Annotated in this window: 18 protein-coding genes and 1 tRNA gene; 8 read left to right on the top strand and 11 right to left on the bottom strand. The window is 66.0% G+C overall.

The window, feature by feature from the left end; translation table 11 throughout:
- Window positions 1–46: 46 nt before the first annotated feature.
- From ACGVWT_RS12700 to ACGVWT_RS12690, 3 genes are all read right to left on the bottom strand, one after another.
- Window positions 47–988 carry a glycosyltransferase family 2 protein gene (locus tag ACGVWT_RS12700; RefSeq protein ID WP_315462747.1) on the bottom strand — a complete coding sequence of 314 codons (942 nt, stop codon included), beginning with the start codon at window positions 986–988 and terminating at the stop codon, window positions 47–49.
- A 178-nt stretch (window positions 989–1166) separates the two neighbouring features.
- The gene (gene tig / locus ACGVWT_RS12695; protein WP_315462746.1) at window positions 1167–2858 is read right to left on the bottom strand and encodes a trigger factor; all 1692 of its coding nucleotides are present in this window, start codon (window positions 2856–2858) and stop codon (window positions 1167–1169) included.
- Window positions 2859–2929: 71 nt separating this feature from the next.
- Window positions 2930–3014 (bottom strand) — tRNA-Leu (locus tag ACGVWT_RS12690).
- Between the two features lie 152 nt (window positions 3015–3166).
- On the opposite strand from ACGVWT_RS12690, the gene ACGVWT_RS12685 reads away from it, so the two are divergent.
- Both ACGVWT_RS12685 and ACGVWT_RS12680 read left to right on the top strand, forming a co-directional pair.
- Window positions 3167–3328: a hypothetical protein gene (locus tag ACGVWT_RS12685; protein WP_017978150.1), complete on the top strand. Its 162-nt coding sequence runs from the start codon at window positions 3167–3169 to the stop codon at window positions 3326–3328.
- Window position 3329: 1 nt separating this feature from the next.
- Window positions 3330–3581 (top strand): hypothetical protein, encoded by a 252-nt coding sequence (locus tag ACGVWT_RS12680; RefSeq protein ID WP_315462745.1) that lies wholly within the window; start codon window positions 3330–3332, stop codon window positions 3579–3581.
- A gap of 52 nt (window positions 3582–3633) precedes the next feature.
- Here ACGVWT_RS12680 and ACGVWT_RS12675 read toward each other — a convergent pair whose 3' ends face one another.
- From ACGVWT_RS12675 to gatC, 6 genes are all read right to left on the bottom strand, one after another.
- Window positions 3634–4227: a peptidylprolyl isomerase gene (locus ACGVWT_RS12675; protein WP_315462805.1), complete on the bottom strand. Its 594-nt coding sequence runs from the start codon at window positions 4225–4227 to the stop codon at window positions 3634–3636.
- A gap of 186 nt (window positions 4228–4413) precedes the next feature.
- The gene (locus ACGVWT_RS12670) at window positions 4414–4812 is read right to left on the bottom strand and encodes a GFA family protein (RefSeq protein ID WP_315462744.1); all 399 of its coding nucleotides are present in this window, start codon (window positions 4810–4812) and stop codon (window positions 4414–4416) included.
- Window positions 4812–6278 carry an Asp-tRNA(Asn)/Glu-tRNA(Gln) amidotransferase subunit GatB gene (gene gatB, locus ACGVWT_RS12665; RefSeq protein ID WP_315462743.1) on the bottom strand — a complete coding sequence of 489 codons (1467 nt, stop codon included), beginning with the start codon at window positions 6276–6278 and terminating at the stop codon, window positions 4812–4814. Before gatB ends, ACGVWT_RS12670 begins: the two co-directional genes overlap by 1 nt.
- Window positions 6275–6691, bottom strand: coding sequence for a hypothetical protein (locus ACGVWT_RS12660; protein ID WP_315462742.1), 417 nt, complete (start codon window positions 6689–6691; stop codon window positions 6275–6277). The genes gatB and ACGVWT_RS12660 overlap by 4 nt, the downstream gene beginning before the upstream one ends.
- Complete coding sequence (gatA, locus tag ACGVWT_RS12655) at window positions 6685–8166, bottom strand: Asp-tRNA(Asn)/Glu-tRNA(Gln) amidotransferase subunit GatA (protein WP_315462741.1); 1482 nt, start codon at window positions 8164–8166, stop codon at window positions 6685–6687. The genes ACGVWT_RS12660 and gatA overlap by 7 nt, the downstream gene beginning before the upstream one ends.
- Window positions 8166–8468 (bottom strand): Asp-tRNA(Asn)/Glu-tRNA(Gln) amidotransferase subunit GatC, encoded by a 303-nt coding sequence (gatC, locus tag ACGVWT_RS12650; protein ID WP_315462740.1) that lies wholly within the window; start codon window positions 8466–8468, stop codon window positions 8166–8168. The genes gatA and gatC overlap by 1 nt, the downstream gene beginning before the upstream one ends.
- Before the next feature lie 240 nt (window positions 8469–8708).
- Between gatC and ACGVWT_RS12645 the strand changes: the two genes are divergently transcribed.
- The 3 genes from ACGVWT_RS12645 (at window position 8709) to ACGVWT_RS12635 (ending at window position 11470) form a co-directional block, all read left to right on the top strand.
- Entirely contained in the window at window positions 8709–9824 is a 1116-nt protein-coding gene (locus ACGVWT_RS12645; RefSeq protein ID WP_315462739.1) for a DUF3089 domain-containing protein, read from the top strand.
- Window positions 9821–10306 carry a Holliday junction resolvase RuvX gene (gene ruvX, locus ACGVWT_RS12640; protein ID WP_315462738.1) on the top strand — a complete coding sequence of 162 codons (486 nt, stop codon included), beginning with the start codon at window positions 9821–9823 and terminating at the stop codon, window positions 10304–10306. The genes ACGVWT_RS12645 and ruvX overlap by 4 nt, the downstream gene beginning before the upstream one ends.
- A 96-nt stretch (window positions 10307–10402) precedes the next feature.
- Window positions 10403–11470, top strand: coding sequence for an NAD(P)-dependent alcohol dehydrogenase (locus ACGVWT_RS12635; protein ID WP_315462737.1), 1068 nt, complete (start codon window positions 10403–10405; stop codon window positions 11468–11470).
- 46 nt (window positions 11471–11516) lie between these two features.
- On the opposite strand, the gene ACGVWT_RS12630 is transcribed toward ACGVWT_RS12635, so the two are convergent.
- Entirely contained in the window at window positions 11517–12710 is a 1194-nt protein-coding gene (locus tag ACGVWT_RS12630) for a hypothetical protein (RefSeq protein WP_315462736.1), read from the bottom strand.
- A 393-nt stretch (window positions 12711–13103) separates the two neighbouring features.
- On the opposite strand from ACGVWT_RS12630, the gene rpoB reads away from it, so the two are divergent.
- Together rpoB and rpoC are read left to right on the top strand one after the other, a co-directional pair.
- Window positions 13104–17258, top strand: coding sequence for a DNA-directed RNA polymerase subunit beta (gene rpoB, locus ACGVWT_RS12625; protein ID WP_116460701.1), 4155 nt, complete (start codon window positions 13104–13106; stop codon window positions 17256–17258).
- Between the two features lie 164 nt (window positions 17259–17422).
- Window positions 17423–21712 (top strand): DNA-directed RNA polymerase subunit beta', encoded by a 4290-nt coding sequence (gene rpoC / locus ACGVWT_RS12620; RefSeq protein WP_116460700.1) that lies wholly within the window; start codon window positions 17423–17425, stop codon window positions 21710–21712.
- Window positions 21713–21836: 124 nt separating this feature from the next.
- On the opposite strand, the gene ACGVWT_RS12615 is transcribed toward rpoC, so the two are convergent.
- A complete protein-coding gene (locus ACGVWT_RS12615) occupies window positions 21837–22247 on the bottom strand; it encodes a helix-turn-helix domain-containing protein (RefSeq protein ID WP_315462735.1) in 411 nt (136 codons plus the stop codon).
- A gap of 55 nt (window positions 22248–22302) precedes the next feature.
- Here ACGVWT_RS12615 and ACGVWT_RS12610 point away from each other — a divergent pair, with 55 nt between their 5' ends.
- On the top strand, window positions 22303–22911 hold the full coding sequence (locus ACGVWT_RS12610) for an NAD(P)-dependent oxidoreductase (protein WP_315462734.1): 609 nt from the start codon (window positions 22303–22305) through the stop codon (window positions 22909–22911).
- Window positions 22912–22958 lie beyond the last annotated feature (47 nt).

Genomic DNA, 22958 nt, shown 5'->3' with positions numbered 1-22958 from the left:
TCTTATGCCCTTGAGGCCGCCAACATCGGCGCTCGCGCGAGGGAGTTCAAGCCCCGCTTTGGGGCGCCTTGTGTCCCAGATAGGCAAGCCGGCGCACCTCGCGCCGACCGCGCACCACCGTGTCGAGGATCAGCCCCGCAAAGCCGCACAGCGCGGCGATGATCATCAGCCCGGTGATGAGGACGGCGGTAGGGAAACGCGGCACCAGATGCGTGTGCATGTACGTGATCGCCAGCGGTATGCCGAGCACGACCGCCATCGCCGCGAACAGTGCGCCGATCGCACCGAAGAACAGCAACGGCCGTTCGATCCGGTACAGCGTCAGAATGGTGTTGAGGATGCGGAAGCCGTCGCCATAAGTGCTGAGCTTCGACGCCGAGCCTTCGGGGCGCGCATAATAAGGCGTTTCGATCTCTGCGCAGGGCATCTTCAGCTCGAGCGCGTGGACGCTGATCTCGGTCTCGATTTCGAAGCCCGACGACAGCGAGGGGAAGCTCTTGACGAAACGGCGCGAGAAGACGCGATATCCGGACAGGATATCGGTGAAGCTGCGACCAAACAGGCGCGCGAGCATGCCGGTGAGCAACGCATTGCCGAAGCGATGACCGCGGCGATAGCTTTCCTGCACCTGGCTGACCCGGCTGCCGACGATCATGTCGCATTGCTCGGACAGCAATCGCGCGACCAGCGCGGGGGCCGACGCAGCGTCATAGGTCGCGTCGCCGTCGGCCATTACATAGACGTCGGCATCGATGTCCGCGAACATCCGGCGGACGACGTTGCCCTTGCCCTGGATACGTTCGGTACGAACGACCGCGCCAGCCTCACGCGCGACGGCGATCGTGGCGTCGGTGGAATTGTTGTCGTAGACGTAAATGGCCGCATCCGGCAGCGCCGCGCGGAAGCCGGCAACCGTCTGACCGATCGCCGCGGCCTCGTTGTAACAGGGCAGCAGGACTGCGATCGTCGGCTGCGTCACGATGCTCATGCCTCCACCCTCACGGAGCCGTACACCCCACATACTCGTCATCCCGGCGAACGCCGGGATCCATGGATGCGGAACATCGGGAGCGGATCCACCGCCAGCCGCGCGCGTCCATGGATCCCGGCGTTCGCCGGGATGACGAAGAGGGGAAGGAAGCCGCAGCCCCCCTCCCCGATCAAGATCAGCCTTCGGTCTTCGCCGCGGCCTTCTTCGCGCGCGGCTTCTTCGCCGGGGCGTCGGCTGCTTCGGTGCCCTCGGCCGCTTCGGCGGCTTCCGGGGACGATTCGGTCACCGCGGTTTCCGCCTCGACAGGAGCGGCGGCCTTCTTGGCGCGCGGCTTCTTTGCGGGAGCGGCCTCGTCGCCCGCAGGCGCTTCGACCGCGCCGGCGTCTTCACCCTTGGCGGCCGGCTTCTTCGCCGCGGCCTTCTTGGCGGGCTTGGCTTCGCCGCCTTCGTCCTTGGCGCCCGCGTCAGCCTTCTTCGCCGACTTGCGCGGCTTGTGGTTGTCGTGGTCGTGGCTGTGCGTGCCGGTCGCGAAGCCGTCTTCGCTCTCGATAGCGGCTTCCAGCTCTTCGCGGGTCGCTTCGCGGTCGGTCACTTCGGCCTTGCCGAACAGGAAGTCGACGACCTTGTCCTCATACAGCGGCGCACGCAGCTGGGCAGCCGCCATCGGCTCCTGCTGGATGTACTGGATGAAGCGCCGCTGGTCCTCGCCACGATACTGCTGCGCAGCCTGACCGATCAGGCGGTTCATTTCCTGCTGGGTCACTTCGACGCCATTGGCCTGGCCGATTTCCGACAGCAGCAGGCCCAGACGTACGCGACGTTCGGCGATCTTGCGGTAATCGTCGCGCTCGGCTTCCATCTCGGCCATCGCCGCGGCGGGGTCTTCCTCGTGCGTCGCTTCATGCTCCAGCTGCTGCCAGATCTGCGCGAACTCGGCCTCGACCATCGACGGCGGCACTTCGAAATCGTGACCCTCGGCGAGTTGGTCGAGCAGCTTGCGCTTCATGTGCGTGCGGGTGAGACCGTTATGCTCCTGCTCGATCTGACCCTTGATCAGGCCGCGCAGCTGCTCGAGGCTTTCGAGGCCGAGGTTCTTCGCGAGATCCTCGTCGATCTTGCTCTCGCCAGCGACCTGGATCTTCTTGACGGTGATGTCAAACGTCGCGGGCTGGCCGGCGAGTTCCTTGGCACCATAATCTTCCGGGAAGGTGACGTTGAGCGTCTTTTCCTCGCCCAGCTTCACGCCGACGAGCTGGTCCTCGAAGCCCGGGATCAGGCGACCCGAGCCGAGCTCGACACCCATGTCGGTGCCGGTGCCGCCGTCGAACGCAACACCGTCGCTGGTCTTGCCGACGAAGTCGACGGTGACGAGGTCGCCCATCTCGGCCGCCTTGTCCTCGGCCGCATCGTCCCACTTCTTCGACTGGTCGGCGAACTTCTGCAGCTGCTCGTCCACCGCTTCGTCGGCGACCGGCACGGTCAGACGCTCGAGCTTCAGCGCGTCGATCGCCGGCGTCGGCACCGCGGGCAGCACTTCCATCTCGACGGTGACGACCGCGTCCTTGCCCGGCGCATAATCGTCGTTCAGCGCGACCGAAGGCTGCATCGCGGGACGCAGCTGCTTGTCGGCGATCAGCGACTGCACGCCTTCCTGAATCGCGCTGTTGAGCGCGTCGGCGGCCAGCGCCTCGCCATGCATCTTGCGCACCAGGTTCACGGGCACCTTGCCGGGACGGAAGCCGGGCATCTTCACCTGCGGCGCGACGCGCTTCACTTCGGCATCGACCTTGGCATCGATGTCCTTCGGCGTGATGGTCAGCGTGTAGGTGCGCTTCAGGCCCTCGTTCAACGTCTCGACAGTCTGCATATCCGGCCTTCAATCTTGAGAAATCTGACGAAAAATCTTTAGCTGCCGTCCCGCGCTCGGAGCGGCGGGACTGGTGCGGGCGAAGGGACTCGAACCCCCACATCTTGCGATGGCAGGACCTAAACCTGCTGCGTCTACCAATTCCGCCACGCCCGCACGAAGGACCCGCCGATAGGAATCCCATCGAAGCGGTACTTCGAAGGGCATTCCCTTGGGCGCGCGTCTATACCAGCACGGCGCGTGCAAGCAAGGGGCGCCGCAACCCGCTGGCGTGCGGGACGTTTGGCGGGGTGAAGGAGAGTGTCACCATGGCCACCCAGCCCCCACCCGAAACGCCCGCCCAGCCCAGCCAGCCGGTCCAGCCGAGCGCGCCGCCGCCCGAAATCACGCCGCCGACGCCCGACGTCGATATCCCTTCGCCCACCACGCCCGCCGGCGATCCCGGTACGTCGCAACCGGCGGAGATCTGATATGACCGATCGGCACAACGACACGGTCGAGGCGCTGCCGGACGACGCGTCGGAGAACAATCCCGACGCGCTGCGTGCAGACGCCCGCAAAGACGAGCGCAGCGATATCGAACAAGCGGTCGAGGCCCGCGCCGATGCGGTCGCGCGCGGCGAAGGCGGTTCGGAACCGGTGCGCTTTACCGACACCGGAGAGTTCGACGGCAACAGCGGGACTGGCGGCGAGGTCAAGAACCAAGACCTGACGCAACAATAAGGCAACTGGGGCGGCCGACGTTTCGACCGCCCCTCGGGTCACCGCCGCCGCGTCAAGGCTTGGCCGCAATCCCCACCGGCACCCGCCGCGCGGTGATGACCTTCACGGCCACCACAGGCACCTCGCCCTTGAACGACCCCTGGATCGTCGCGGTGGGAGAGACGGGCCCGTCCATGATCTTCGTCACCACATCCATCCCCTCGACCACACGACCGAAGGCGGCATAGCCCAGATTGTCGCCGGGTTTCGACGGATCGGCGTCGAGCGAGGCGCGCTGATCGCCAACGCTGATCGTAAAGTCGCCGCGTGCGGTGCCGGGCGCGAACCGCGCGACCGACAAGGCGCCGTCGGTGTGATGCAGTCCGGTCTGCGTCGTGGGTTCATGCTTGATCGGCGGCAGTACCCGCTTGGGATCGCCGTTAGCGCCGAACTGCACAAAACCGAATTTGTCCGCGACCTTGACCGCCCGGTAGAAGACGACGCCATCCAGCCGCTTGCCGTCGACATATTTCAGGAAATTGCCGGCGGTGATCGGCGCGGCCCGCGTGTCGGCTTCGATGACGATGCGGCCCGCGGTGGTGTCGAGCGCGACGCGGGGGAGCGGCGGCAAGAGCGCGTCCTGCGCCAGCGCGGGGCCGGTCGCCATTGCGAATGCCAGAAGCCAAGCCGCCTTCATACGTCTCTCCACGCCAACCCCACGCGCTCCGCGACCCCGGACTCTTCCGGGCTTCGCCGTTCCGCGTGTCTATCAATCGATGGTTCTGCCCAACCGTGCTCCCGGGAACAAGCCCGGGGGGACCTGGGGCAACGGCACCGCCTTACCATGCGCAGATCAGGCGAAATGCTCGATCCCCTCACCCGTGATCGCGACCCACGGCATCTTGCTCTCTTCGAAGATCGACAGTGTCGGGGTCGGCGCATCGTCATCGGCAAAGGCACCGATCGGGATCGCCGGCATCTCCTCATAGCCTTCGTTGACGAACAGCACGGTGGCGCCGCAGTTCGGACACCAGCGAAACCACGCGCGACGACCACTATCGGCAACGCGCTCCCATGTCCGGAACGCGCCTGTCAGCGTCACCGCCTCAGCGGGAAAGCGCGCCTGCGCGGAAAAAGCGCCGCCGGTCAGTCGTCGGCACCCGCGACAATGGCACACCGACACGCGAACCGGATCGCCCGTGCAGGTCGCGGACAATTGTCCACACCGGCACCGGGCGATCCGCTTGGTCATCAGCCGGCGAGGGCCTTCTTCAGCAGCTCGTTGACGACGCCCGGATTGGCCTTGCCGCCCATCGCCTTCATCGTCTGGCCGACGAAGAAGCCAAACAAGGCCTCCTTGCCGCCGCGATACTGCTCTAGCTGGCCGGGGTTCTTCGCCAGCACCTCGGCGATCACCGCCTCGATCGCGCCGGTATCACTCGTCTGCTTCAGACCGCGGTCCTCGACGATCTTCGCGGGCGCATCGCCCGTTTCGAGCATCACCTCGAACACCTGCTTCGCCAGGCTGCCCGACAGCGTGCCGTCCGCAACCAGCGCCAGCAGTTCGGCCGCCTGGGTCGGCGACACCGGCGAATCGGCGATGCCCTTGCCGACGCGGTTGAGCGCGCCGAACAGTTCCGACGTCGTCCAGTTCGCCGCCGCGACCGGCTTCGCTCCCGCGTCGAGCAGCGCATCGAACCAGCGCGCCGCCTCGACCTCGGCGGTCAGCACGCCCGCCTGATAAGGCGAGATACCCGCGGCTTCGTAACGCGCACGCTTGGCGTCGGGCAGCTCGGGCAGGCTCGCACGGCAGTCCGCCAGGAACGCCTCGTCCAGCTCGAGCGGCAGCAGGTCGGGATCCGGGAAATAGCGGTAATCGTGCGCGTCTTCCTTGGACCGCATCGACCGCGTCGTGCCGGTGTCCGGATTGAACAGCCGCGTCTCCTGAACGATCTTGCCGCCGCTCTCCAGCACCTCGACCTGACGCAGCGCCTCATGCTCGATCGCCTGCATCACGAAGCGGACCGAATTGACGTTCTTCGTTTCGGTGCGCGTGCCGAATTCGTCGCCCGGCTTGCGGACGGAGACGTTGACGTCGGCGCGCATCGACCCCTGGTCCATGTTGCCGTCGCAGCTGCCGACATAGCGCAGGATCGAGCGCAGCTTGGTGAGATACGCCCCTGCTTCGGCCGGCGATCGCATGTCCGGCCGGCTGACGATCTCCATCAGCGCCACACCCGAGCGGTTGAGGTCGACATAAGACCGCGTCGGATGCTGATCGTGCATCAGCTTGCCCGCGTCCTGCTCGACGTGGATGCGCTCGACGCCGATCGTCTTGGTGGCGTCCGGGTTCTTGTCGTCCGGCGCGATCTCCACCGCGCCTTCGCCGACCAGCGGATGGTACAGCTGGCTGATCTGATAGCCCTGCGGCAGATCGGCGTAGAAGTAGTTCTTGCGATCGAACCGCGACCAGCGATTGATCTTGGCATCGATCGCCATGCCGGTACGCACCGCCTGGCGGATACAATCCATGTTCGGCACCGGCAGCATGCCCGGCATCGCCGCGTCGACCAGGCTGACCTGCGTGTTCGGCTCCGCGCCGAACGCGGTGGCGGCACCCGAGAACAATTTGGCGTTGGACGTGACCTGGGCATGGACTTCCAGGCCGATCACGACCTCCCATTCGCCGGTGGCGCCCTGGATGCGATAGTCGCTCATGTTCGATTCCGATGATGAAGATAGTTGATCGCGGTCAGCACGACGTTGCTGCCGAGCAGCGCGACGACCCAGCAACCGGCCAGGATGCGCAGGATCGCGCCCTCGAAGCGCAGCACTGTGCCTTCGTGGTGGGCGTAGACCGCGGCGATCAGCGCCAGGATCAGGAAGATCGCGCTCAGCCGGAACTCACCGCGCAGGATCAGGCTGTTGCCGACCGACAGCCCCAGGATGAACACCGCCAGCGCGATGAAGAACCGCGCGAGCACATGGTGGTCGAACGGATGGTTGTCGATCTCGGCAAGCGAGATACCGACATAGGCGCTGAGGATCGCCCCGAACGCGACGTTGAGCGCGGCCTGCGCCTCGCGCAGCATCGCGACGTTGCGTGTCGTGAAGGTCCGGTCGGTTACCACCACGATCCCGGCCGCGCGACGAAGCCCGCACGCTCCTCGATCGCGAGCCCTGCGTTCAGCACGCCCTGCTCGTCCAGCGCCTTGCCGATGATCTGCAAGCCCAGCGGCAGGCCGTCCTTGTCGAGTCCGCCCGGCACGCTCATCGCCGGCAGGCCTGCAAGGCTCGACGGCACGGTGAACACGTCGTTGAGGTACATCGCCAGCGGATCGGCCGACTTGTCGCCCAGCGCGAACGCCGCCGACGGCGCGGTCGGTGCCAGCAGAACGTCGCACTGTTCCCACGCGCGCTCGAAATCGCGCGCGATCAGCGTCCGCACCTTCTGCGCCTGCGTGTAATAGGCGTCGTAGAAGCCGGCGGACAGCACATAGGTACCGATCATGATCCGGCGCTTCACCTCGGCGCCGAAGCCCGCAGCGCGCGTCGCGGCATACATGTCCTGCAGCCCCGCGCCGTCGGGCAGGTCGCGCAGGCCGTAGCGTACGCCGTCATAGCGCGCGAGGTTCGACGAGGCTTCGGCCGGCGCGATGATGTAATAGGCCGGCAGCGCATATTTGGTGTGCGGCAGCGACACCTCGACGATTTCGGCGCCCGCGTCCTTCAGCCAGTCGATGCCGGCCTGCCACAGCGCCTCGATCTCGGCAGGCATGCCGTCGACGCGATATTCCTTGGGGATGCCGACGCGCTTGCCGGCGAGGTTGCCTGTCAGACCCTGTTCCCACTTGGGTACGTCGAGCTGTAGCGAGGTTGCATCCTTCGCATCGAAGCCCGCCATTGCCTCCAGCATGATCGCGCAGTCGCGCACGTCCCGCGCCATCGGCCCGGCCTGATCGAGCGAGCTGGCGAAGGCGATCGTGCCCCAGCGCGAGCAGCGGCCATAGGTCGGCTTGATCCCGCTGATGCCGGTGAAGGCGGCGGGCTGGCGGATCGATCCGCCTGTGTCGGTGCCCGTGGCACCCGGGCACAGGCCCGCGGCGACCGCCGAGGAGCTGCCGCCCGACGATCCGCCGGGGGCGAGCGGCGCGTCGCTGCCCGGCTTGCGCCACGGCGACACGACATTGCCGAACGCGCTCGTCTCGTTCGACGAGCCCATCGCGAACTGGTCCATGTTGAGCTTGCCGAGCATGCCCGCGCCCGCGTCCCACAGGTTCTGCGACACGGTCGATTCATAGGTCGGCGTGAAGCCTTCCAGGATATGGCTCGCCGCAGTGGTGGCCACGCCCTTGGTGCAGAACAGGTCCTTCATGCCGATCGGCACGCCGGCCAGCGGCTTCAGCGTCTCGCCGGCGGCACGCGCGGCATCGGCGGTCTTGGCGGCGGCGAGCGCATGATCGGGCGTCTCGACCAGGAAGGCGTTGAGCGGCTTGGCCTTGGCGACCTTCACCACGAAGGCATCGGCAACCTCGACCGCGGAAAAGCTGCCGGCGCGCACGCCGTCGCGGATCGCGGCGATACCCAGATCGGTCAGGTCGGTCATTATTCGATCACCTTGGGAACGGTAAAGAAGCCGTGCTCCGCCTGCGGCGCATTGGCCATCAGGTCGTCACGGATGCCGCCGCCGGTCAGCGGATCGGCATTCACCACGTCGTCGCGCAGGCGCAGGCTGTTGGGGATGACGGCGGTCATCGGCTCGACGCCGGTGGTATCCACCTCACCCAATTGCTCGATCCAGCCGAGCAGGTTGCTGAGTTCGGGGGCGAGGCGGCCGGCGTCCTCGTCGGTGATCGCGATGCGCGCGAGCGCGGCGACCTTCTTTACGGTGGCGGTGTCTACGGACATGCCGATGCGGCTACACCAAGCCCGCGCTGCGGCGCAACAGCTTCGCGCGTCGGGCATTGTCCCTTGATAGGGGTCCGGTTTGCGAACGCCACGTGCCATCCCTCCCTCTTGTCAGTCCGGAACAAGTCCGGGGTGACGGGAATCACGGCCGCCCAGGCCATCCTGACGCGCTCGGCCCACCCCGCATTGCCCCGCCGCCTCGCATCGGGCAGAGCATCCCCATCGAACCGGGAGCCTCGCTTGGCGCGTAAATTCCTCTATGTCTTCGCCATCCTGATCGCGCTCGTGATCGCCGGGGCGATCGCTTATCGCCTCGCGGGCAACCGCATCCTGCGCATGGCGCTGGTGCCGAGCGAGACTTTTCAGGCGCAGGCGAGCGTCGATCCCCGCGTCTACGCAGAGCGCAAGATGTGGATCGCCCGCCCCGACATTCCGGGCAACCCGGCGCTGTGGACACCCGCCGGCTACACCCCCGCGCCCGCCGGGCAGGCGAAGGCCGCCGTCTTCTTCATCCACCCGACGTCATACATCGGCCGCGCGCACTGGAATGCCGCGCTCGACGATACGGAAACCAACGCCCGCGCCGCGATCTTCCTGCGCGGCCAGGCGAGTGCCTTCAACGACAGCGGCGACATCTGGGCGCCGCGCTATCGTCAGGCGACATTCGGCGCGTTCCTGACCAGCGAGGCCAGCGCCAACCAAGCGCTCGACCTCGCCTATCGCGACGTCGCCGCCGCCTTCGATGCGTTCGTCGCGCAGGTCGACCCGAAGCGCCCGATCATCCTTGCCGGCCATAGCCAGGGCGCGCTCCACCTCACCCGGCTGCTCCGCGAAAAGATCGCCGGCAAGCCGATCGCGCGCCGTATCGTTGCCGCTTATGCCGTCGGCTGGCCGGTGTCGCGGACCACGGACCTGGCAGCGCTGGGCCTGCCCGAATGCACCCGCCCCGATCAGGCGCGCTGCCTGCTGTCGTGGCAGAGCTTTGCCGAGCCCGCCGACCCGTCGCTCATCACCGACCTCTACGACACGACGACCGGCTTCGACGGCCGCCCGCGCAAGGGCAGCCCGATGGTCTGCACAAACCCGTTGACCGGCACCGCAGGCGCCGCCGCACCGGCCGGCGCCAACCGCGGCACGCTCTTCCCGAGCGCCGATCTCAGCACGGCGACGATCCAACCCGGCAAGGTGCCCGCGCGCTGCGACCCGCGCGGCTTCCTGCTCGTCGGCACACCGCCGGAGGTCGGCGGTTACGTTCTCCCCGGCAACAACTACCACGTGTACGACTACAGCCTGTTCTGGGCCAACGTCCGCGCCGACGCCGCGCGTCGCCTCGCCGCGTTCGGAGCCAGCGCATGATTACCCTCGATCGCGCCGATTTCCGCGCGGCCTTGCCGCAAGGCGGCCGCCTGATCGGGCTCGATCTCGGCACCAAGACGATCGGCACCGCCCTGTGCGACGCCGGCTGGAGCTTCGCGAGCCCGGCCGACCTCATCCGCCGCACCAAATTCACCGCGGACAAGGCGGCGATCGCCAAGCTGATCGCTGCCCAGCACGTCCGCGGCATCGTGCTGGGCCTGCCGCTTAATTTGGACGGGACCGAAAGCCCGCGCAGCCAGTCGACCCGCGCCTTCGCCCGCAACTGCGCCGATCTCGCCGTCCCCATTCTGTTGTGGGACGAACGCTGGAGCACGGTCGCGGTCGAACGCACCATGATCGAACAGGATATGAGCCGCGCCAAACGCGCCGAACGGATCGACAATCTCGCCGCCGCACACATCCTGCAGGCGGCGATCGACGCGCTGGTGATGGTGCCGGCACCCGACGCGCCATCGACGTAAGCGATCGGACTGATCGAAGGAATGATCGGGAGCCGACGCGATCGTGCTGCGTTGCAGCGCGCTCCGAACCCCATTCGTTTCTTTAAGGAATTTCCGATGCCCACTGCCACCCAGGGCTATGCCGCCCAGGCTGCCGACGCGCCGCTCGCGCCCTTCAGCTTCGAACGCCGCGATCCCGGTGCCAAGGATGTCGCGATCGACATCCTCTATTGCGGCGTCTGCCATTCCGATCTCCATACCGCGCGCGGAGAGTGGGACGGCACGCTCTATCCCTGCGTACCCGGTCACGAGATCGTCGGCCGCGTGACCGCGGTCGGCAGCGACGTGACGAAGTTCAAGGTCGGCGACATCGCCGGCGTCGGCTGCATGGTCGACAGCTGCGGCCATTGCCCCTCCTGCAATGACGGCGAAGAGCAATATTGCGAGACGACCGGCTTCGTCGGCACCTACAATGGCCCGGACGAGGCGATGGGCGGCCACACCTTCGGCGGCTATTCCGATCATATCGTCGTTACCGAGGATTTCGTCCTCCACATCGGCCATGACGAGCAGGATCTTGCCGCGGTCGCGCCGCTGCTCTGCGCCGGCATCACCACCTATTCGCCGCTGCATCACTGGAAGGTCGGACCCGGCCAGAAGGTCGGCATCGTGGGTCTCGGCGGCCTTGGCCATATGGGCGTCAAGATCGCCGCGGCGATGGGCGCAGAGGTCTATGTCTTCTCGACCTCGCCGGGCAAGCGCGAGGACGCCAAGCGCCTGGGCGCAAAGGACCTGATCGTCTCAAAAGACGCCGATCAGATGGCGGCACACGAGGGCTCGTTCGATTTCATCCTGAACACCGTCGCCGCCCCCCACGACCTTGACGCGCTGCTCGTCCAGCTGAAGCGCGACGGCACGATGTGCCTCGTCGGCGTGCCCGCGGAGCCGCACCCGGCGCCCTCGGTCGGCAACCTCGTCTTCCGCCGCCGCGCACTGGCGGGCTCGCTGATCGGCGGGATCAAGGAAACGCAGGAGATGCTCGACTTCTGCAAGGAGCACGGCCTGACCAGCGATATCGAGATGATCCGCATGGAGCAGATCGATGAGGCGTACGACCGGATGGTGAAGGGCGACGTCAAGTATCGCTTCGTCATCGACATGGCGACGCTGAAGGCAGCGGCCTGACCCCCCTCGCCCGCCCGTCCGGTTCGTGCCGGACGGGCGGTGTCGGCTAGCGCTCTACGCCGGCGCCATAGGGCCGGACGCCGAGCTGTTCGTGCATGCGGGCAGGCTGGTCGAGCCAGAAGGGTGCGAGCTTGGCGCTGTCGACGCGCTCGACGCCGACCGCAAAGCCGCGCGCGCTTTGCCCGGCGATACCCGGCCCGGCGTCGTACAGCGCGTTGACCGCGACGACGGGGACGAACAACGTCCGCCCGCCTGCGGTGAGCGGTACGATATCCGCCCGCGCCTGCGCGACGACCAGACGGATCCGCCGCTCCTCGCCGGGGCCAAGCGCAAAGGGCGGGGTCGCGGGGCGGATGACGGGCTGGTCGAACACGGGCGCGATCTCGTCGCCCTGCCCCGGTGTCGCGCCGATCAGCGCCGCGCCAATACGGATCGCCTGCGCAGGCTCGCTGCCGTCATTGCGGACGACCAACTCGGCCTCCACCGTCGCGCTGAGCAGATTCAGGCCGGCGCGGCGCGGGTGGAGGCTCAGCGACAGCCGCCCGCGATCCCCGACGGGTGCGGGTATTGGCGCGGGTACGGGCGCCGGCGGCGTGGCGGGTGATGCGGCCGGTGTGCGCGGCCTGACCGGCTGCGGCTTCGGAGCCGGCGCGGGCGCAACAGGGACAACCGGCTCGTCTGCGGGGTCGGCGCGGCGGCGGCGCCACCACCAGGCCCCTGCCCCACCAAGGCCCAGCACGACTGCCAGCCCGATCAGCCAACCGTAATCGGAACCGCCGTCCGGCGCGGTTGCCGGTACGGCCGCGGCCGACGGCGTAGCCGCCTCAACTGGCGTGGGCGACGCGATGACGGGGCTCGCCGTCGTCGTCGGGGTCGGGGTCGGCACCGTCATCACGGTCGGCGTGACGGCGGGCGTAGGCGATGCGGTCGCCCGCGGTGTCGGGGTTGCCGTCACGCGCGGCGTCGGCGTCGGCGTGGCACGCGGAGTCACGCGCGGCGTCGGGGTCGCACGTGGGGATGCCGCGGGGGTCGGCAAAGGCGCGATGACCGGAGCCGGCGTTGGGCTCGGCGTGGGTGTCGGCTGCGAGGGCGGCAGACTGAAATTGTCCAGCCCCGGCAACGTCTGCGCGGCACTGCCATTGCCGGTCTGCGCGGCGGCCGGAACGATCGTCACGGGCGCAACGGCGGTCGCCATCAGGAAGGGGATCGTGCGCCGACGCACACCCCGGAAACTCGTCATCGGTGCGGAACTCTTCCAAAGATAAGCCCCGCTCCTGCGGCATGCAGCGACGACCGCCAGTCGCGCTGCGACGAACCGCCCCGCCAAGGCGACCGGCCGAACCGGCAACCAAGCTGAAGCCCGTGTTGGATCGCTGTTGGACGTCCGCCCTTTGACAGCATCCAACACCGCCCCTATATGGGCGGCTCACCACAGCTTTTCGGGACATGAAGCGCCGTCGCGCAGCGCTTCGTACGGATAGAGGGTTGCGGTTTCAGACGCCAAAGGCCGACGCAGTATCATGCGATCGGCTTTTTTGCGTCGCTTCGTGCGTCCGGTCCGGGGGTTTCCGGGCACGACATTCCGGCGGGTCCCATCCGGGCCTCGCCAGCGACTTGAGGACAGATAACGCTCATGGCCACCAAGGCGATCCAGGGCAGCACCGCCAAGCGGCGCATCCGCAAGATCTTCGGGGATATCCACGAAGTCATTCAGATGCCGAACCTGATCGAGGTTCAGCGCGAAAGCTATGAGCAGTTTCTGCGCTCGGACAAGTCGACGGGCCACGTCTCGGGTCTGGAAAAGACGCTGCGCAGCGTCTTCCCGATCCAGGATTTCGCCGGCACCGCCTATCTCGACTTCGACGATTACGTCCTAGAACCCCCCAAGTTCGACGTCGAGGAATGCCGCCAGCGTGGCATCACCTATGCCGCGCCGATGCGCGTCACGCTGCGCCTGACCGCGTTCGAGGTCGATCCGGACACCGAAGCCAAGTCGGTCATCGATATCAAGGAGCAGGACGTCTACATGGGCGACATGCCCCTGATGACGGAGAACGGCACCTTCTTCATCAACGGCACCGAGCGCGTCATCGTCAGCCAGATGCACCGTTCGCCAGGCGTGCTGTTCGACCATGACCGCGGCAAGACCCACGCCTCGGGCAAGTATCTCTTCGCCGCGCGCGTGATCCCGTATCGCGGCTCGTGGCTGGACTTCGAGTTCGACGCCAAGGACATCGTCAACGTCCGCATCGACCGCAAGCGCAAGCTGCCGGTGACGGCGCTGCTCTATGCACTGGGCATGACCAGCGAGGACATCCTCAACCACTTCTACAACCGCGTGACCTATGTCCGCGGCGAAGGCGGCTGGCGCATTCCGTTCGCGGCCGAGAACTGGCGCGGCGTGAAGCCGCTGTTCGACATCGTCGACGCCTCGTCGGGCGAAGTCGTGTTCGCGGCGCAGCAGAAGATCAGCCCCCGCGCGGCCAACAAGGCGGCTAAGGACGGCCTGACCGAGCTGCTGATCCCGACCGAGGAAATCTACGGCCGCTATTCGGCCTATGACCTGATCAACGAAGCGACCGGCGAGATCTACGTCGAGGCGGGCGACGAAATCGGCGCGGAAAACCTCGAAAAGCTCGACAAGGCGGGCATCGACCGCATCGAACTGCTCGACATCGACCACGTGTCGACCGGCGCGTGGATCCGCAACACGCTGAAGGCCGACAAGGCCGAAGAGCGCGAGCAGGCCCTCAGCGACATCTATCGCGTCATGCGCCCCGGCGAACCGCCGACGCTCGAAACCGCCGAAGCGCTGTTCGCCGGCCTGTTCTTCGATCCCGATCGCTACGACCTGTCGGCCGTGGGTCGCGTGAAGCTGAACATGCGCCTCGACCTCGACTGCCCGGACACGGTGACCACGCTGCGTACCGAGGATATCCTCGCCGTGGTGAAGACGCTGGTCGACCTGAAGGACGGCAAGGGCGAGATCGACGATATCGACAATCTCGGCAACCGTCGTGTGCGTTCGGTGGGCGAGCTGCTGGAGAACCAGTATCGCGTCGGCCTGCTGCGCATGGAGCGTGCGGTCAAGGAGCGCATGTCGTCGGTCGACGTGTCGACCGTCATGCCCAACGACCTGATCAACGCCAAGCCTGCGGTCGCCGCGGTCCGCGAGTTCTTCGGTTCGTCGCAGCTGTCGCAGTTCATGGACCAGACCAATCCGCTGTCCGAAGTGACGCACAAGCGTCGCGTCTCGGCGCTCGGGCCGGGCGGTCTGACGCGTGAGCGCGCGGGCTTCGAAGTTCGCGACGTTCACCCGACGCATTATGGCCGTATCTGCCCGATCGAAACGCCGGAAGGCCCGAACATCGGTCTGATCAACTCGCTGGCGTCGTTCAGCCGCGTCAACAAATATGGCTTCATCGAAACGCCGTACCGCAAGATCATCGACGGCAAGGTGACCGACGACGTCGTCTATCTGTCGGCGATGGAAGAGGCCAAGCACACGATCGCGCAGGCGTCGGCCGAGCTGAAGGACGACGGCAGCTTCGCCGAAGACCTCGTCTCGGCACGTCAGGCGGGCGAGTTCCTGATGGCGCTGCCCGAAACGATCACGCTGATGGACGTCAGCCCGAAGCAGCTCGTCTCGGTCGCCGCCTCGCTCATTCCGTTCCTGGAAAACGACGACGCCAACCGCGCGCTCATGGGCTCGAACATGCAGCGTCAGGCCGTGCCGCTGGTAAAGGCGGAAGCGCCCTTCGTCGGCACCGGCATGGAAGAGACCGTCGCGCGGGATTCGGGCGCGGCGATCGCCGCCAAGCGTGCGGGCATCGTCGACCAGGTCGACGCCAGCCGCATCGTTGTGCGCGCCACCGGTGACGTGGACGCGGGCAAGTCGGGCGTCGACATCTACACGCTGATGAAGTTCCAGCGCTCGAACCAGTCGACCTGCATCAACCAGCGTCCGCTGGTGAAGGTCGGCGACGTGGTCAACGCCGGTGACGTGATCGCCGACGGCCCGTCGACCGAGTTCGGCGAGCTGGCGCTGGGCCGCAACGCGCTCGTCGCGTTCATGCCCTGGAACGGTTACAATTACGAAGACTCCATCCTGATCTCAGAGCGGATCGTGAAGGACGACGTGTTCACGTCGATCCACATCGACGAGTTCGAAGTGATGGCCCGCGACACGAAGCTCGGGCCGGAGGACATCACCCGCGACATCCCGAACGTCGGCGAGGAAGCGCTGCGCAACCTCGACGAGGCGGGCATCGTCTACGTCGGCGCCGAGGTGGAGCCGGGCGACATCCTGGTCGGCAAGATCACGCCGAAGGGCGAAAGCCCGATGACGCCGGAAGAAAAGCTGCTCCGCGCGATCTTCGGGGAAAAGGCCAGCGACGTGCGTGACACCTCGCTGCGTCTGCCGCCGGGCGTTGCCGGTACGATCGTCGACGTCCGCGTCTTCAATCGCCACGGCATCGACAAGGACGAGCGCGCGATGGCGATCGAGCGCGAGGAGATCGAGCGCCTGAAGAAGGACTCGGACGACGAGCGTACGATCCTCAACCGGGCGACGTGGAGCCGCCTGCGCGAGATGCTGCTGGATCAGGTCGCGACCGCGGCGCCGAAGGGCGTCAAGAAGGGCTCGACCATCGACATGGACCTGCTCGACAGCGTCGACCGCCACGAATGGTGGAAGTTCGCCGTTGCCGACGATGCGGTTCAGTCGAACCTGGAAGCCGTCAAGCAGCAGTATGACGAAGCGGCCAAGCGGATCACGGACAAGTTCCATGACCGTCGCGAGAAGCTGGAGCGGGGCGACGAGCTGCCGCCGGGCGTGCTCAAGATGGTCAAGGTCTTCGTCGCGGTGAAGCGCAAGCTGCAGCCGGGCGACAAGATGGCCGGCCGTCACGGCAACAAGGGCGTCATCAGCCGCATCCTGCCGCAGGAGGATATGCCCTTCCTCGCGGACGGTACGCCGGTCGATCTCGTGCTGAACCCGCTGGGCGTGCCGTCGCGCATGAACGTCGGTCAGATCTTCGAAACGCACCTCGGCTGGGCGGCACGCAACCTGGGTATGCAGGTCGCGGCGCAGCTCGAAGAGTGGCGTGAGGCCAATCCGGACGCCAAGGCGGGTGACATGCCCGACGCGGTCAAGACGCGCCTCGTCGAAGTCTATGGCGATCATTATGCCGAAGACATTCAGAGCCGCGAGCCGGAAGAAATCGCCGAGCTGGTGAAGAACATCCGTACCGGCGTGCCCATGGGCACCCCAGTGTTCGACGGCGCGCGTGAAAGCGACGTGTCCGCGATGCTGGAGCTGGCGGGTCTCGACACGTCGGGCCAGTCGGAGCTGTTCGATGGCCGCACCGGCGACAAGTTCGACCGGCGCGTGACCGTGGGCATCATCTACATGCTGAAGCTGCACCACCTGGTCGACGACAAGATCCACGCACGTTCGATCGGGCCGTACAGCCTCGTCACCCAGCAGCCGCTGGGCGGTAAGGCGCAGTTCGGCGGCCAGCGTTTCGGCGAAATGGAGGTCTGGGCGCTGCAGGCGTATGGCGCTGCCTATACACTGCAGGAGATGCTGACGGTGAAGTCGGACGACGTCGTCGGCCGCACCAAGGTCTACGAGGCGATCGTCAAGGGCGACGACACGTTCGAGGCCGGCATCCCCGAGAGCTTCAACGTGCTCGTCAAGGAAATGCGCTCGCTGGGTCTCAACGTCGACCTCAAGTCCATGCAGGACCTGGAAGACGAAGGCGGCCTCGCCGAGGCGGCTGAGTAAGCCACGGCCTTCCCTCTCCCGGCGGGAGAGGGAGGGAGGCGCGAAACGCGCCGGAAGGGTGAGGGCAGCGGTCTGCCCTGCCCTCACCTTCCCACCAGCTTCGCTGGCGGGCCCCTTCCTCTCCCGATGGGAGAGGAGTTGAGTTTCAAAAGAGGTTCATACCTATGAACGAACTGACCAATTTCGCCAATCCGATCGCGAAGCCGGAAACCTTCGACCAGATCCAGATCGGTATCGCATCGCCCGACAAGATCCGTTCGTGGTCGTTCGGCGAGATCAAGAAGCCCGAGACGATCAACTACCGTACGTTCAAGCCGGAACGTGACGGCCTGTTCTGCGCGCGCATCTTCGGTCCGATCAAGGATTACGAATGCCTGTGCGGCAAGTACAAGCGCATGAAGTACAAGGGCATCGTCTGCGAAAAGTGCGGTGTCGAAGTCACGGTGTCGAAGGTGCGCCGCGAGCGCATGGGCCATATCGAACTGGCCGCCCCCGTCGCGCACATCTGGTTCCTGAAGTCGCTGCCGAGCCGCATCGGCCTGCTGCTCGACATGCAGCTGAAGCAGCTCGAGCGCGTGCTGTACTTCGAGGCGTATATCGTGATCGAGCCGGGCCTGACGCCGCTCGAAAAGTACCAGCTGCTCACCGAAGACGAACTGCTCGAAGCGCAGGACGAATACGGTGAAGACGCCTTCTCCGCCGGCATCGGCGCGGAAGCGGTGCGCATCATGCTCGAGAACCTCGACCTCGAGGGCGAGAAGGTGCAGCTTCTGGAAGAGCTGGCGACGACCAAGTCGGAGCTGAAGCCCAAGAAGATCATCAAGCGCCTGAAGGTCGTCGAGAGCTTCCTGGAATCGGGCAACCGTCCGGAGTGGATGATCCTCGAAGTCGTCCCGGTCATCCCGCCCGAACTGCGCCCGCTGGTGCCGCTGGACGGCGGTCGCTTTGCGACGTCGGACCTCAACGACCTGTATCGCCGCGTCATCAACCGCAACAACCGCCTGAAGCGCCTGATGGAGCTGCGTGCGCCGGACATCATCGTCCGCAACGAAAAGCGCATGTTGCAGGAAGCGGTCGACGCGCTGTTCGACAACGGCCGTCGCGGCCGCACGATCACGGGCGCCAACAAGCGTCCGCTGAAGTCGCTGTCCGACATGCTGAAGGGCAAGCAGGGCCGCTTCCGTCAGAACCTTCTGGGTAAGCGCGTCGACTATTCGGGTCGTTCGGTCATCGTGACCGGGCCGGAGCTGAAGCTGCACCAGTGCGGCCTGCCGAAGAAGATGGCGCTCGAGCTGTTCAAGCCGTTCATCTATGCCCGTCTGGACGCCAAGGGTCTGTCGATGACCCTGAAGCAGGCCAAGAAGTGGGTCGAGAAGGAGCGCAAGGAAGTCTGGGACATCCTGGACGAGGTGATCCGCGAGCACCCGGTCATGCTGAACCGCGCGCCGACGCTTCACCGTCTGGGCATCCAGGCGTTCGAGCCGGTGCTGATCGAGGGCAAGGCGATCCAGCTTCACCCGCTGGTCTGCTCCGCGTTCAACGCCGACTTCGACGGCGACCAGATGGCCGTGCACGTTCCGCTGAGCCTCGAGGCGCAGCTGGAAGCGCGCGTCCTGATGATGTCGACCAACAACATCCTGTCGCCCGCCAACGGCAAGCCGATCATCGTGCCGTCGCAGGACATGGTGCTGGGCCTGTATTACCTCTCGCTCCAGAAGGAGAAGGAGCCGGGTGAAGGCATGCTGCTCGCCGACATGGAAGAGGTGCATCAGGCCCTCTTCGCCGGCGCGGTGACGCTGCACACCAAGATCGTCAGCCGCGTTCCGCAGACCGACGAGAACGGTAACCAGTACCTCAAGCGCTACGAGACGACCCCGGGCCGCATGCTGCTCGGCGAGTGCCTGCCGAAGAGCCACAAGGTGCCCTTCGACACCGTCAACCGCGTCCTGACCAAGAAGGACGTCGGCGAGGTGATCGACGAAGTGTATCGTCACACCGGCCAGAAGGAGACCGTGCTGTTCGCCGACGCGATCATGGCACTGGGCTTCCGCCACGCGTTCCGCGCCGGCATCTCGTTCGGTAAGGACGACATGATCATCGCACCGGACAAGGATCGTCTGGTCGACGAGACGCGCGAGCAGGTGAAGGACTTCGAGCAGCAGTATCAGGACGGCCTGATCACGCAGCAGGAGAAGTACAACAAGGTGATCGACGCCTGGAGCCGTTGCGGCGACCAGGTCGCGAACTCGATGATGAACGAGATCAAGGCGGTCCGTCACTATGAGGACGGCCCGCTGGTCGGCCGCGAGAAGGACATCAACTCGATCTACATGATGGCGCACTCGGGCGCCCGTGGTAGCCCCGCGCAGATCAAGCAGCTCGCGGGCATGCGCGGCCTGATGGCCAAGCCGTCGGGCGAGATCATCGAAACGCCGATCATCTCGAACTTCAAGGAAGGTCTGACCGTTCTTGAATACTTCAACTCGACCCACGGCGCTCGTAAGGGCCTCGCGGACACCGCGTTGAAGACCGCGAACTCGGGGTACCTCACCCGCCGCCTCGTCGACGTGTCGCAGGACTGCGTCATCATCGAAGAGGATTGCGGCACCGAGCGCGCGCTCGAGATGAAGGCGATCGTGCAGGGCGGTTCGACCATCGCGTCGCTCGCCGAGCGCATCCTCGGCCGCACCACGGCTGAAGACGTCGTCGATCCGAAGACCAACCAGGTGGTGATCCCGATCGGCACGCTGCTGGACGAGGCGATGGTCGCGCAGATCGAAGCCATGGGCATCCAGGGCATGAAGATCCGCTCACCGCTGGTCTGCGAATCGAAGATCGGCGTCTGCGGCAAGTGCTATGGGCGTGACCTCGCTCGCGGTACGCCGGTGAACATCGGTGAAGCGGTGGGCGTCATCGCGGCGCAGTCGATCGGTGAGCCGGGCACGCAGCTGACGATGCGTACCTTCCACATCGGCGGCGCGGCGCAGCTCAACGAGCAGTCGAACCTCGAGGCGCCGGTCGACGGCACCGCGGTGTTCAAGGACCTGCGCCTGATCGTCGACCAGCGTGGTCGTCGCGTGGTGCTGTCGCGTTCGGGTGAAATCATGATCGTCGACATGGACGGTCGCGAGCTCTCGACGCACCGCATCCCGTACGGCGCCTATGTGATGTTCGACGACGGCCACATGCTGTCGAAGGGCGATCGCATGGCGGAGTGGGATCCGTTCACCATGCCGGTGATCACGGAGAACTCCGGTATCGTGAAGTATCAGGACCTGATCGAGGGCAAGACGCTCACCGAACAGACCGACGAAGCGACCGGTATCGCCCAGCGCGTCGTGATCGAATATCGCACCTCGTCCAAGTCGAAGGAGGATCTGCGTCCGCGCCTGACCCTGACGACGTCGGAAGACGGCGAGGCGGCCCGCTACATGCTGGCACCCGGTGCGTTCCTGTCGGTCGACGACAATGCCGAAGTGCAGGCCGGCGACGTTCTCGCCCGTGTCAGCCGCGAGTCCGCCAAGACCCGCGACATCACCGGCGGTCTGCCGCGCGTCGCCGAATTGTTCGAAGCGCGTATCCCGAAGGAAGCGGCGATCATCGCCAAGGTTTCGGGCCGCGTCGTGTTCGGCAAGGACTATAAGGCGAAGCGGAAGATCGGCATCCAGCCGGAGGACGGCGGCGATATCGTCGAATATCTGGTGCCGAAGTCGAAGGTGATCGACGTTCAGGAAGGCGACTACGTCAAGCGTGGCGACAACCTGATCGGCGGTTCGCCGAACCCGCACGACATTCTGGAAACGATGGGGATCGAGCCGCTGGCTGAATATCTCGTCAGCGAAATCCAGGAAGTCTATCGACTGCAGGGCGTGAAGATCAACGACAAGCACATCGAGACGATCGTTCGTCAGATGCTGCAGAAGGTCGAGATCACCGACGGCGGCGACACCACGCTGCTGAAGGGCGAGCAGGTCGATCGCGAGGAAATGGACGCGATCAACGACAAGCTCGACGCGAACCAGGTCCGTGCGCAGGGCAAGCCCGTGCTGCTCGGCATCACCAAGGCGTCGCTGCAGACCCGCAGCTTCATCTCGGCGGCGTCGTTCCAGGAAACCACCCGCGTCCTCACCGAGGCGGCGGTCCAGGGCAAGCAGGACACGCTGATGGGCCTGAAGGAGAACGTCATCGTCGGCCGTCTGATCCCGGCCGGCACCGGCGCAGGCATGAACCGCCTGCGCGTCGCAGCCTCCTCGCGCGATGCGGCGCTCCGCGTCCAGCAGCGTGCGTTGCAGGCGGCGATCGTTGCCCCGGCCTCGGCCGCGGAACTGCGCGCTGCCGAACAGCAGCGTTCGGTGCGGGACGATGCCGGCACGGGCAGCGATCCGCTCGCCGAGGTCGTCCCTTCGGGCGACGGCAGCGACGAAGCCGCGGGCGAATATCTGAACCGGGAGTAATCCCGGCTCAGGTCCCGGCCTGACCTGACAGAAAAGCCGCCGTCCGGGATGCCGGGCGGCGGCTTTTTCGTGGCTTGCGATTGGAATGGATCGGACAACCGCTCAACTCGGGTGTCCGCGACACTCACATACGCTGTAGGCGATCGTCGAACTGTAGCTGCGCCGTCTCGACCAGCGGCATCGCCGTTTCGGCCCAGTCGATCATCCCCTGCATGGCCGTCAGCAATCCCCGGGCCAGTGGAGTGATCGCATAGGATACGGACACCGGAACGCTCTGTTCGACGCGGCGGGAAACGAGGCCATCGCGCTCCAGCGAACGCAGCGTCTGGCTGAGCATCTTTTGCGAGATGCCATCGATACGCCGCTTCAACACGCTGAAGCGCAGTTCGCCATCTCCCAGCAGCAGCAAGATCAGGACACTCCATTTGTCGCCGATCCGGTCGAGCAGCTTCCGCGCCGGACAGTCGCGCGCATAGACATTGCCGCGGTCGATCACCTGCAGGTGACCGGGTAACATAAAGGTGCCGTCTTGCATGGCATCGGGTCGTAGCCGAGATGGTCACCATCGGAAACCATCAAGGACGATGATCATGCAGGTGGCGGTATTGGGCGCGAGCGGTCGCGCGGGATCGGAGATTACGAAGGAACTGGCGGCGCGCGGTCATCGGGTCACGGCGATCGCCCGCCACCCGGATCGCATTCCCGCGGCCGAGGGCATCACGCGGGTTGCGGGCGACGCACACGACGCTGCCGCTCTCGCCACGCTGCTGCACGGCCATGACGCTGTCATCAGCGCGCTCCACTTCGACGTGACCGCGGACATGCTGCTGTCCGCCTTGCGCCAGGCCGGGGTACGGCGGCTGCTCGTTACCGGAGGCGCGGGCAGCCTGGAGGTGGCGCCGGGTGTCGCGCTGATCGACACACCGGAATTCCCACAGGAATGGAAGGCCTTTGCCGAGGGCGGCGTGGCCTTCCTCAATGCCCTGCGCAGCGAACGCGACATCGACTGGACCTTCTTCTCGCCCGCAGCCGACATTTTCGAGGGCCCCCGCACCGGGCACTACCGGCTGGGCAACGACGCGCTGGTGACAGACGACGCCGGGAACAGCCGGATCAGCTTCGCCGATTATGCGATCGCGATGGTCGACGAACTGGAACAGCACCGTCATCCGCATGCCCGCTTCACCGCAGCCTACTAGGACGACGAGGCCGACGGGCGCTTCTGCAATTCGGAAAGGGCGGTAGT

Origin of the sequence: Sphingomonas sp. S6 (genome assembly GCF_043498045.1) — a bacterium.
In the GTDB taxonomy this organism is placed as follows: Bacteria; Pseudomonadota; Alphaproteobacteria; order Sphingomonadales; family Sphingomonadaceae; genus Sphingomonas.
The sequence above is the reverse complement of the archived record's forward strand: the minus strand, read 5'-3'. Positions and strand labels throughout refer to the sequence as shown.